This is a genomic window from Aeromonas sp. HMWF015, assembly GCF_963878965.1.
GTDB classification, from domain to species: Bacteria; Pseudomonadota; Gammaproteobacteria; order Enterobacterales; family Aeromonadaceae; genus Aeromonas; species Aeromonas veronii.
This window is the reverse complement of record NZ_CAWNZT010000410.1, coordinates 1-11,229: the sequence shown is the minus strand read 5'-3', so window position 1 is coordinate 11,229 and position 11,229 is coordinate 1. Positions and strand designations below refer to the sequence as shown.

Genomic DNA, 11,229 nt, shown 5'->3' with positions numbered 1-11,229 from the left:
CCCGAGCGCTACGAGAACGAAGGGGACCCCTATGGTCACCAGTGTCGCCATACCGCCAGCTTGCTGGCCGAGGCGCTCGGGCTGGAGGCCGGGCAGTGGACGGCCAGCTTCCAGTCCCGCTTTGGCAAGGAGGAGTGGCTCAAGCCCTACACAGACGTGACCATTGCTGGCCTGCCGGCCACCGGGATCAAGCGGCTCGATGTAATTTGCCCCGCCTTTGCGGCCGACTGCCTCGAAACCCTTGAGGAAATTCAGGTACAGAACCGGGAGATCTTCATGGAGGCTGGTGGCGAGCGGTTTGAATATATTCCGGCCCTCAACAGCGATCAGGCCCATATCCGGATGATGGTCTCGCTCATCTGCCGCGAATTGGCATGAGTGACCGGCAGTCAGTCAAACAAGGAGTCGAGTCATGGTACATATCACGCTGATTTATGCAGGTCTGCTGGGGCTGCTGTTTCTGGGGCTCTCTTTCTGGGTGGTCAAACGCCGCGCCCAGTTCGGGGTGATGATAGGGCAGGGGGAGGCCTCCGAGCTGCTGGCGGCGATCCGGGCCCACGGCAATTTTGCCGAGTATGTGCCGCTGACCCTGCTGCTGATGGCGTTGTGCGAGCTCTCCGGTGCCGGTGCGCTCTGGCTGCATGTGGGGGGCGCCATGCTGTTGGTCGGCCGCATCCTGCATGCCATCGGCATCCAGATCCCCAAAGCCCCCAATGTGCCCCGTTTTCTGGGCACCTTGCTGTTCTGGCTAGCCCTCGGCCTCTTCTCGCTGCTGGCCCTGTTGCAGGGCATGGCGGCCGCCTGAAAACCGGCGCTTTTGTATGCTAGGGAACCACCCTGGGTTGGGTGGTTTTTTTATGGTGAAAAGGCAAACGTTTTTCCTTGCAGGCCTTGTCTATACTGACTCCATTATTTAAACAGGGCGACTTTTCGGGGCGGCGGATTGTGTTAAAATCCCGCCCCTCTTTCCCCCAGAGCACAGAACATTGCCATGAAATTTCCCGGTCAGCGCAAGTCCAAACACTACTTCCCTGTCGACAGACGCGATCCCCTGGTGCCGCAAAATCCCCTGTTAACCGAGCTGGGCAAAGCCTATGTCGTCGGGATTGATCAGACCCTGGTTGATATCGAAGCTCATGTGGATGAAGACTTTCTGACCCGTTATGGTCTGAGCAAGGGGCACTCCGTCGTCATCAACGACGACGTGGCCGAACGCATCTATGACGAGCTCAAGGCCAACAACATGGTAGTGAGCGAGTTTGCCGGTGGCACTATTGGCAACACGGTACACAACTACTCGGTACTGGCCGATTCTCACTCCATCTTGCTGGGTGTGATGAGTCAGGACATTCGCATCGGCTGCTACGCCTACCGTTATCTGTGCAACACCTCTTCCCGCGTCAATCTGGACTATCTGCAGCCGGTTGATGGCCCCATCGGCCGTTGCTTCACCTTCATCACCGAGTGCGGCGAACGCAGCTTCGGCATCAACGCTGGCAAGATGAACCAGCTGGATGTGCAGCATATTCCGGAGGATGTGATCAAAGGGGCGTCTGCACTGGTGATCACCGCCTATCTGGTGCGCGGTGACGATGGTGATCCGATGAAAGAGGCGGCCATGACAGCTGTGCGTTATGCCCGCGAGGCCGGTATTCCCGTGGTGCTGACCCTGGGCACCCGTTTCGTCATCGACGAAAACCCCCAGTGGTGGTGTGACTTCATTGCCGAGAACGTGACTGTACTGGCGATGAACGAAGACGAAGGTGAAGCCCTGACCGGTATCGCAGATCCGCTCGGTGCGGCCGACAAGGCGCTGGATTGGGCCGACATGGTGCTCTGTACTGCTGGCCCCATCGGCCTCTACATGGCGAGCTACACCGACGAGGACTACAAGCGCGAGACCACTCATACCCTGTTGCCGGGCGTTATCCCCGAGTTCAACATGTATGAATTCAGCCGCCCGATGGCCCGTGCCAAGTGCCGTAAACCGGCCCGCATCTACTCCCACATCTCCCCGTACATGGGTGGCCCGGAGAAGATCAAGAACACCAACGGGGCAGGGGATGGCGCCCTTTCCGCCGTGCTGCACGACATGGTGGCCAACTCCTATCACCGGATGAATGTGCCCAACTCCGCCAAGCACATCTCCGAGTTCCTGACCTACTCCTCACTGGCCCAGGTGTGCAAATACGCCAACCGCGTCAGCTACGAGGTGTTGGCCCAGAGCAGCCCACGTCTCTCCCGCGGTTTGCCGGAGAAAGAGGACAGCCTGGAAGAGGTTTACTGGGAGCGTTGATCTCCTGAATCTGCAAGACGCCTCCATCGGGAGGCGTTTTTGCAGGCAAATGGGGGTTATCCCGGCTTTTTTCCCGGAATAACCCCAATATGCTTGAGTCCATGTCACTTTTACGACACCATTTGGCCATCGTATTGTCGCCCGACAATGCCGCAGCACCCGAAAGAAAGAGAGAATCCCATGAGCATGCTTAACGACAACCTTGACGCCAATTTCCAACTGTTTATCGAACAAGTCCGCGAGTCGGGTCAGGTGTGGGGTCTGCGCTATGGGGAAGACTGGGTCGTCTGCCGCTCCGCCGAATTTGAAGATGCCGACGTGATGCCGCTCTGGTCTGCCGAAGAGGACGCCCGTCTGCACTGTGTTGACGAGTGGGCCGATTACGAGCCGGAAGTGATCGATCTGGAAGAGTTTCTCGATATCTGGATCAACGATCTGGATGAAGATGATGTGCTGGTCGGCCCGAACTGGAACGCCGATCTGGAAGGTCAGGAGCTCGAACCCATCGAGCTGGCCAAGGCACTGGTTGAACTGGACGCCTGAAAGCGCCTCCATTGATGGCATGAACGCACAGGCCATCGGGACAAAGACCGGCATCCGTGAGGGTGCCGGTCTTTTTTATGGTCGAATGGCCCGATTGATGAGTTAAAAGCCGATTTGCCTTTGCACCTGTCAGGGGGATGGTCCATCATCAACCTTTTGCCAAGGGAGGAGCGCCATGTTTGTATTCGACGTAACGGGAGCTGCGGGTGAGAAGGCCAGCATTCGGGTGCAGGCGCTGGATTGGGCCCAAGCCGGACCAGTGACCTTCCAGTGCGATGATGATCAGCTGGCGGTCGTGCTCCTGAGCGGTTGTCGTTGCGATGCGGTGGGCTTTTTCAATCTGCTGGCGGGCTGCAAACCCCTCTATATCGAGCAGTGGCTCAGCTACCTGCAAGAGAGCGGCCGTATTGGCAAATGGAGTCACCAGACCGAGAGTCCAGCCGATGGGGACTATCTGGCCAGGGCCGGTCTGGAGCACGATGAACTCAATACCCTACTCGGCCAGGTCTATCAGGTGGCGGGGTTCAATCGCCTGCAAATCAACCGTTACCTCAAGAACCGCCACAACCCCACCACACTGGCGACCCGTTACGATCAGAAAGAGCTGGAACGCTATCGCCAGCTCAATGACATCATTCTGACCCTTTTGAAGCTGAAGCATCCTCAGTAAAGAGCCCCAGCTGGCTGATATCCGGTCGCAGCGGTTGCGGCCGGGCGATCAGATAGCCCTGCAAGCCATCGACGTACATCCCCTGCAGCAGCTGTTTCTGACCAAGCTGTTCTACCCCCTCTGCAATCACCTGACACCCCATCCGATGTGATACATCGACGATCATCCGCACGAACTGCTGGTTGGTCTGATCCTGCTCCAACCCGGTGATCAGGGCAGGATCCAGCTTGATGTAGTCGGGCTTGAGCTCGCGAAACAGGGTAAAGGAGCCGATCCCCTTGCCGAAATTGGCGATGGCCGAGCGGCTGCCGTTGCGGCGCAGCAGTTCAAACACCCGCTTGGCGCCGGTCAGGTTGCGTTCCAGATGCTCTTCATCCAGTTCGAACACCAGATTGGCGCTGGTATTGGGATCTTTGAGCAGCTGGCGGTCGAGCCAGATCAGGAAGGCGCTGTTTTGCAGCAGGTTGGGGGAGAGGTTGATCCCCCAGCGACTCTGGTTGGCACCAAAGGCCCGGTACTGACGCATGATGTGGGTAATGACCAGCTGCTCCAGCCGCATCACCATATCCAGCCGCTGGGCCATGGCAAACAGGGTGTCGGTGGGCAGGGCGGTGCCGTCATTGCCGCTGAAGCGGGTGTAGATCTCGTTGTAGGCCAGCATGCTGCGGTGCAGGGGCTGGATCGGCTGGTAGGTAAAGCTGAGGCGCTCCTGCGCCAGCACTTCGGTCAGCACGTCGCGCCAGTGGTGTTGCCCCTGCAGATCGGAGGCGCTGTCATCCTGCTGGATGGCCCAGCCGTTGATGGTTTCAGTCTGGGCGCGAGCCAGCGCCAGATCCGCTCTGGCCAGCACAGCTTCGATTTTCTGGCCGCTGCTGAGCTTGGTCAGCCCCGAGTAACCGGTGCTCTCCAGCTCGTGCTGATCCTGATAGTGATCGAAGGCCACCTTCAAATCCTGCCCCAGCAGATGGGGGGGAATATTGGCCACCGGTTGCACCAGTACGGCAAAATCGGCCCCCGAGATGCGGTAGACCTGATTGCCCGGGAAGCGGCTTACCACCCGCTTGATGAGAGCGGCCATGTCCTTGATATAGGCATCACCAGACTGGAAGCCGCGCTGGGCGTTGATCTTGCCAAGCTCGGTGGCACGGATCAGCACCAGGGTCGCGGTCTGGGTGTCCTGATCCCGCTGCAGCAACTCGGTCATGTCGCGGCGAAACGCGTGGCGGTTGAGTAGCTGGGTCAGCTCGTCGGTGGTAGCCAGGTTGCTGAGTTCGGTCAGCTGGCGATGAGCGCTCTGCTCGGCGCTTTCGAACTGCTCCAGCAGCTGTTGCAGCACCTCCTGGGAGGCGGGCTCATCGAGTTGTGAGGGATCCCGTCCCCTGATCGCCTTGACCCAGGTGAGCTCCTGATGCTGGAGCATGCCATCCATGGTGCGGATGGCCAGCATCAACAGCAGGATCATGCCAAGCAGTGTGGTGGCCAGGATAATGGCCAATGTGAGCGGTGTGCTCTGAAGGGCCAACCAAACTGCTTGCAGGAGCAGCAGGGGTATGGTCACTATGGTGGCGATCAGAAAGAGGGTACGTCCGAGCTTGTGAACCATCTTGTCATCCTTGAAGTGGCTGCTTTGTGGGGGAATTTTAACCAAGCTAGCGGAGCAAAGCATGCTATTCCTCGCAACTCGGTGAAAAGGGTCAATTGAGATCGGTTAAATGTGAGTGAAACCACTTTCACAGGTGCCGAAACAGGCGAAGATGAGTTGAAAATAGATCAAACAAGGCAGAGGTAAATCATGTTGTTAGAGCCCGAAAATAGTGCCAAAGCACGACAATTATTGAACCAGAGTATGGCACTGGTGCTGGCGGGTGGACGTGGTAGTCGCCTGAAGCAGTTGACTGACAACCGCGCCAAGCCTGCCGTCCATTTCGGTGGCAAATTCCGGATCATTGATTTTGTGCTCTCCAACTGTATCAACTCGGGGATCCGCCGCGTTGGTGTAGTCACCCAATACAAATCTCACAGCCTGCTGCGTCACCTGCAATCGGGCTGGTCCTTCCTGCGTTACCAGATGAACGAATTCATCGACCTGCTCCCTGCCCAGCAACGGGTGGACGAGGTGCACTGGTATCGCGGCACCGCCGATGCCATCTATCAGAACGTCGATATCATCCGTGACTACGGCCCCAAATACCTGGTGGTGCTGGCGGGGGATCACATCTACAAGATGGATTACGCCGCCATGCTGCTCGACCACGTGCGCCTTGGCGCCAAGGTGACGGTCGCCTGTATCGAGGTGCCGCGGGCCGAGGCATCCGCCTTCGGGATCATGGATATCGACGAGCAGCGCAAGATCCGCGCCTTCGTCGAAAAACCGGCCAATCCGCCCGCCATGCCGGGTTGTGAAGATCGCTCGCTGGCCTCCATGGGGATCTATATCTTCGAGGCGGAGTACCTCTACCAACTGCTGGAGGAGGACATTCTCAATCAGGACTCCAAACACGACTTCGGGATGGACGTGATCCCCCGCATCGTGGAGGAGGGGATGGCATTTGCTCACCCCTTCAACATGTCCTGTGTCGGGGCGCGCGAGGGGCAAAAGCCCTATTGGCGTGACGTGGGTACGCTGGACTCCTTCTGGGAAGCGAACATGGATCTCGCCTCCGTGCTGCCCGAGCTCGACATCTACGATCAGAACTGGCCCATCTGGACCAGCCAGACCCTGACGCCACCGGCCAAGTTCGTGCAGGATCGCAATGGTCAGCATGGCATGACCATCAACTCTATGTTCTCGGGCGGTACCATCGTCAGCGGGTCGTTTGTGCTCAACTCGGTGCTCTTTACCAATGTGCGGGTGCACTCCTTCTGCACCCTAGATCAGGCCATCATCTTCCCCGGGGTCGAGATTGGCGCCGGTTGCCGTCTGCGCCGGGTGGTGGTGGACAAGGGATGTGTGCTGCCAGATGGGCTGGTGGTGGGGGAGAATGCCGATGAGGATAGCCGCCGCTTCTACCGCTCCGAGCAGGGGATTGTGCTGGTGACCAAGGAGATGCTGGACAAGCTGGTTTGAGAAAGGCCCTTGAAATTGTGTCAGACGCTGTAATGCAAAGGGAGCCAAGTTGGCTCCCTTTTTCATGCTGGTGAATGGCAAGGATTATTCGCTAACCACCGCTTTGGCGGCCATCACCATGGCGGTGCCGTACTTGCCACCGGCGGCGGTCACCTGCGGTACGCCATCTTCGTCGGTGTCGCTGCCGGCGCCTTCGATGATGTTCTCGCCGGAGTCACCGATCCACTCAGCCATCTGCATGCCACCGTTGACGGTGCCACGGAACCAGCTGACGTACTGACCGGTCAGCTTGGCCAGCTCCAGCTCGGGCGCCTTCTCGGCCCCTTCGTTGCGCAGGTTCAGCATGGCAGAGCGCAGGGCGCCGGAGATGGCAGCCTGGGTCCAGGGAGTGTATTCACCCTGTTTACCCGCCAGCCAGGTGCCCGCCTTGGCATTGAAGTAGGCCTTGTCGGTGGCGATGAACAGCTCGCGGGCAGCGGTGCGGTACTTGGCATCGGAGGTAGCGAGGAAGGCGGCAGTCAGACCACGGATGGCGGCGAACTGTGCATCGATGGAGTGGCCGGCATCGAGCTTGCCACCCAGGGTGATGCCGTCATGCACCAGACCATTTTTGCCCTTGAGGTTGGCAAGGATGAAATCGGCCTGTTTGCGGATAAGCTCAAGCGCCTGCTGACCCTGCTTGGTCTTGAGGTTCAGCTCGCCATTGTCACCGGCGGCGTAACCGACCGGCAGCGCGTCCTGAGCGCGCTGGAAGATCTGCAGGGCGACCAGTGCGTAAGCGGCGTCAAAGGTGGTGACGTGCTTGCCCTGTTTGCCTGCCTGCCAGCTGTCGACCAGGGTGCCAGCCTTGGCATCAAAGTGCAGGGCCGCCAGGTTCTTGAAGGTGAGGTTGGAGAGGTTGATCGCCAGCGAGAAGGCATCGCTGCCCGCAACCGCTTTGCCCAGGTCATTGACCTTGTTGGCAGCCGGTGAGGCGGCAAACGGCGCACCGTCAAACACGGCGTGAAAGGCCGGGTTCTGGTTGGTGTTGGCGCTGCGCTGATCGCTGAAGGCATAGAACTCGGAGAGCGGCCACAGCATCATCCAGGCATCGCGCAGCTGGGCGGAACCATCCACCACCTCCAGCTTGCCGATGGCACCGGCATCGTTGTTGCTGGTTTCGGTCACTTTCACCTGATGGGGGAAGTAAATCACGCCCTTGGCCGGATCGTACTGCGGGGTGATCTTGGCGCCCAGTTGTTTGCCATCGAAGCCAAGCTGGTTCTGCATGATGGCCAGCTTGTCGATGGATTGCTCGGTCAGCATCATGCCGTTGAAGCCATCGGCGGCAGAGACGCCCAGCTTGTGTTTGCCATCCTGATCCATGGTGGCGGAGGCGGCTTCTACCTCTTCATCGGTCTCGGCCACGTGCATGCCGCCGAGGAAGTCCTGGGACCACATCACCTCTTTGAGCAGGATGCCGCCCACCGCTGCGGGCACCAGCAGGTTGTCGCTGCCGCTCCAGCGCAGGGTGCTGTAGTCGCGGAAGTAGGCGGGCACCTGGGTCTTGACGGTTTTCTCGGTCCCTTTGGCGGTCTTGATGGTGATCTGGTCACCATTGACCGGAGTGCTATTCACTGCCTGGGCAAACTCCGGGTTGGCGGAGGCGTAGGGCAGGGAGAGGGGATACATGCCCTGCGGCACTTCATCCGCCGGGAAGCCAACGGCATCGGCCATGGCCAGCACTCGTTGCCCCAGAGAGGCCATAGTGCCACCACGAGCCAGGTTTTGCGGCCCGTTCACCAGATGCGGGCCCATGCCGGATTGGTAGTTGAGGGCGTACATCGCCTCTTCGGAGTATTCGTAGGATTCGATGCCGGCAGCGAAGTCGAACGGGGTCGGCTCATCGGCACGGTTGGCATCCAGCACATCCAGATCCAGCCCCAGCGCTTCGGCCAGCGGCTCACCGGAGAGCTCGAATTCGGTATAGGCCAGCATGTTGGCGGCGGTATTGAATGTCTTGTCTTCGACCTTGACGGCAGCGTGTGCGGCGCCGCTGATCAGTGCGCAGGCGATCGCCTGAACCAGTACGGTTTTTCTCATGTCCCTTCTCACCATTGGTTTTATTATTGACGCTTCTCATGACGAATCTAAATGAGAATGGTCTGCATTATGCTGTGTTGAGGGTGACTTGAGAAGTAAAAAACCGCCCCATTCGGCGGCACGTTAAACCGGATATGCGCTGTCGAAGAGGACGGTTATCTGTTGAACGCGCTGAAAGTGCCAGCGCTGCGGGGATCAGAGTAGCTTGAACGGGATGACCAGACGGCCAGGCTCCACCTTGAGGGCTTCGACCTTCTCCTTGATCCTGGCTTCGTTCTTGCGGCTGCTGTCGAGGCGATAGACCGGGGTCTGCGACAGGAACAGGGAGAGCGACTGATTGAAGGTGGGCAGCAGCGGGGTGAGGGCGGCCCCGATATCGGCTGGCTCAGTCTTGACCGAGACCAGCTCAAGGTCGCGCAGATAGATGGCGCCCTGATCGGCCACATAGTCGGGGCGGGCACTCAGGGCAAAGCGGATCTTCATCTGCTGGCTGCCAAGGGGGCTGCTCACCTGCAGGTCACCAGCGGCGTCCAGTTCGATGCGATCTGCTTGTTTGCGGCCGATGCGGCTCTGCATCTCGTCCAGACGGATCTTGCTCGACATGATGCCGGGGATCCCCAGCTGTTTTTCAAAAGAGACCTGATCTTTGAGGTACTGGTTGATTTCGGCCTCGCTGACGTTGTACTGGGTCAGGGAGCAGGCCCCCAGCAGCAGGGCGAGGGGGAGTAACAACAGCTGTTTCAACATGATGGATTCCGCTTGGGCAACTATGATGCCGCTATCTTACGCGATAACGGGCGTGGAATGAGAGCCTCATACCGTGGGAAATCACGGAGTTGCTGCATTCCCGATTGTTTTTTGGCAACCGCCGGGTTCATCATCGAAGGGTGAGCGGAATAGGGCTGAGCTGTTGGCTGCGGGCGCAGGTCTACGCCTGAGCAGAGAGAGAACAGAGAGCGAGAAGAGCACAGAAAACGAGGAGAGCGTAATGGTTCGGATGGGCAAGGTTGGCCGCAGGGCGCTGCTGTGGCTTGGCTGCATGATGGGACTCTGGAGCCCGTCGCTGTGGGCCGAGGTGAAGGTGATCCCGGTATTCGAAGTGCAGGCGGCGGTGCAGACCCTCAAGGAGATCTATCCCCAGCTTGGGGTTAGTGCCATGGGTAATCAGCTGGTGCTGAGCGGGACGCCAGCCCAGCTGCAGGAGGCCGAAGCCACGCTGGCGCAGGTCAACCAGCCACCGCAAAGCCTGCTTATCGAGTGGCGGGTCGATGGTGCCGCCAGCGGTCAGCAACTGGGGGGCTCAATCAGTCGCGACGAGGCCAAGCGGCAGTGGTTGCTCGATGGCAACGCCCGGCAGTACCAGCGCAGCCAGAACGACAGCTGGCAGGTGCGCGGGCTGTCGGGCCGTCCCGTGCTGCTGCAGATGGGCTCCTATCAGCCGGTCACCTTCTATCAGTGGAACGGGGGCGCCGTGGTGGGGATGATGCCGCTGGTGAACGGCCTCTATGCCACGGCCACCTTGATTGGCGATCGGGTGCAGATTGCGCTGAGCAGCGAACAGGCGAGGCTGGATCAGGGCACCATCAATCGCGGGCAGAGTGCCACCGAGGTGAGCGGGCCCCCGGGTCAGTGGCTGACGGTGGGGGAGCTCTCGACCAGCTCAGCGGATCAGGGGAGTAGCCTCGGCACCCAGCTACAGGGCGGGCGAGGCAGCCAGAGCGAGCGCCAGACTCTGCAGATCCGGGTCACTCGTCAATAGGTGTCAGCCCCGTCAGTGGGGCTGATCTGCTGCATATTCCCGTAGTTGGCGACTGCGCAGCAGATACCAGAGTGACCAGAGGCTGGCGACCAGCACCAGTGCGGTGGGCCAGCTGAACGACCACTTTTGCAGATTGAGGCTGTGCAGTTGCATCAGCAGGCCGCTGACGGCAGAGCAGAGTAGCAGCCGCGGGCTGTGGCGCCGGAGTCTGGCGCGAATGCTTTGGGTCTGCTGATAGGTGCCGCCGCAGGCGAGCAACGCCAGGATGGCGGGCACGTCGGTCAGCAGGCTGATGTAGAGGGTGATCTTGTCCGGATAGAAGAGGGTCAGGATCTCGCTGCCGCTCTCGCGGGTGACCCCTGCCATCAAAAAGAGCCAGACCGAGCGGGTCAGCAACAGGGCGATGGGCCAGAACCAGAGGGGCGGGCGCAACTGGCCGTGATCGTCATATCGGTGTTCGGGGTAGAGGGTCATGGTTGCCCGTTATCCACTTGAATTGAGTGATGGAGGAGATATGGGGCGACGAAGCGCCCTTTGCAAGGCGTTGGGCGTGGCGCAAATTAATCGGGGGGCCATGCCCCCCAATCGATTTCTTCAGATATCGCAGCGCGCGTCGGCGGCGTTACAGCCAGCCTTTGCGTTTGAAGAAGAGGCCGGTGCCGAGCGATGACATCACCATCAGCACCAGTGACATGGGATAACCATACTCCCAGGCGAGCTCCGGCATGCGGCCGAAGTTCATGCCGTAGATACTGGCGATCAGGGTCGGCGGCAGGAAGATCACGGCGGCTACCGAGAAGATCTTGATCACC

The 11,229-nt window shown here is 59.6% G+C and carries 12 protein-coding genes; 7 read left to right on the top strand and 5 right to left on the bottom strand.

What is annotated here, in order from left to right; genetic code table 11:
• From hemH to AACS18_RS20955, 5 genes are all read left to right on the top strand, one after another.
• Window positions 1–378: ferrochelatase (hemH, locus tag AACS18_RS23700; RefSeq protein ID WP_258228784.1), on the top strand; the 378-nt coding region annotated here is incomplete at its 5' end.
• Window positions 379–412: 34 nt separating this feature from the next.
• A complete protein-coding gene (locus AACS18_RS20970) occupies window positions 413–805 on the top strand; it encodes an MAPEG family protein (RefSeq protein WP_108613213.1) in 393 nt (130 codons plus the stop codon).
• Between the two features lie 186 nt (window positions 806–991).
• Window positions 992–2,296 carry an inosine/guanosine kinase gene (locus AACS18_RS20965; RefSeq protein ID WP_108613212.1) on the top strand — a complete coding sequence of 435 codons (1,305 nt, stop codon included), beginning with the start codon at window positions 992–994 and terminating at the stop codon, window positions 2,294–2,296.
• Window positions 2,297–2,476: 180 nt separating this feature from the next.
• Window positions 2,477–2,839 carry a DUF2750 domain-containing protein gene (locus tag AACS18_RS20960; RefSeq protein ID WP_005337077.1) on the top strand — a complete coding sequence of 121 codons (363 nt, stop codon included), beginning with the start codon at window positions 2,477–2,479 and terminating at the stop codon, window positions 2,837–2,839.
• A gap of 175 nt (window positions 2,840–3,014) precedes the next feature.
• Window positions 3,015–3,509, top strand: a complete 495-nt coding sequence (locus AACS18_RS20955; protein WP_042055706.1) for a hypothetical protein — start codon at window positions 3,015–3,017, stop codon at window positions 3,507–3,509.
• On the opposite strand, the gene AACS18_RS20950 is transcribed toward AACS18_RS20955, so the two are convergent.
• On the bottom strand, window positions 3,472–5,112 hold the full coding sequence (locus tag AACS18_RS20950) for an EAL domain-containing protein (RefSeq protein ID WP_031227665.1): 1,641 nt from the start codon (window positions 5,110–5,112) through the stop codon (window positions 3,472–3,474). The genes AACS18_RS20955 and AACS18_RS20950 overlap by 38 nt on opposite strands.
• A 189-nt stretch (window positions 5,113–5,301) precedes the next feature.
• On the opposite strand from AACS18_RS20950, the gene glgC reads away from it, so the two are divergent.
• Window positions 5,302–6,576 (top strand): glucose-1-phosphate adenylyltransferase, encoded by a 1,275-nt coding sequence (glgC, locus tag AACS18_RS20945; RefSeq protein WP_108613211.1) that lies wholly within the window; start codon window positions 5,302–5,304, stop codon window positions 6,574–6,576.
• An 84-nt stretch (window positions 6,577–6,660) separates the two neighbouring features.
• Here the strand turns inward: glgC and AACS18_RS20940 are convergent, their stop codons facing one another.
• Together AACS18_RS20940 and AACS18_RS20935 are read right to left on the bottom strand one after the other, a co-directional pair.
• Window positions 6,661–8,658, bottom strand: a complete 1,998-nt coding sequence (locus tag AACS18_RS20940) for a hypothetical protein (protein WP_108613210.1) — start codon at window positions 8,656–8,658, stop codon at window positions 6,661–6,663.
• A 195-nt stretch (window positions 8,659–8,853) separates the two neighbouring features.
• Window positions 8,854–9,405, bottom strand: a complete 552-nt coding sequence (locus AACS18_RS20935; protein WP_005337065.1) for a lipoprotein — start codon at window positions 9,403–9,405, stop codon at window positions 8,854–8,856.
• A 292-nt stretch (window positions 9,406–9,697) separates the two neighbouring features.
• On the opposite strand from AACS18_RS20935, the gene AACS18_RS20930 reads away from it, so the two are divergent.
• Window positions 9,698–10,417, top strand: a complete 720-nt coding sequence (locus tag AACS18_RS20930) for a hypothetical protein (protein ID WP_374956621.1) — start codon at window positions 9,698–9,700, stop codon at window positions 10,415–10,417.
• A 12-nt stretch (window positions 10,418–10,429) separates the two neighbouring features.
• Here the strand turns inward: AACS18_RS20930 and AACS18_RS20925 are convergent, their stop codons facing one another.
• Window positions 10,430–10,891: a DUF2919 domain-containing protein gene (locus AACS18_RS20925; protein WP_108613208.1), complete on the bottom strand. Its 462-nt coding sequence runs from the start codon at window positions 10,889–10,891 to the stop codon at window positions 10,430–10,432.
• A gap of 148 nt (window positions 10,892–11,039) precedes the next feature.
• Window positions 11,040–11,229 (bottom strand): CorA family divalent cation transporter (locus AACS18_RS20920; RefSeq protein ID WP_308810805.1); only part of this gene is annotated, 190 nt, incomplete at its 5' end.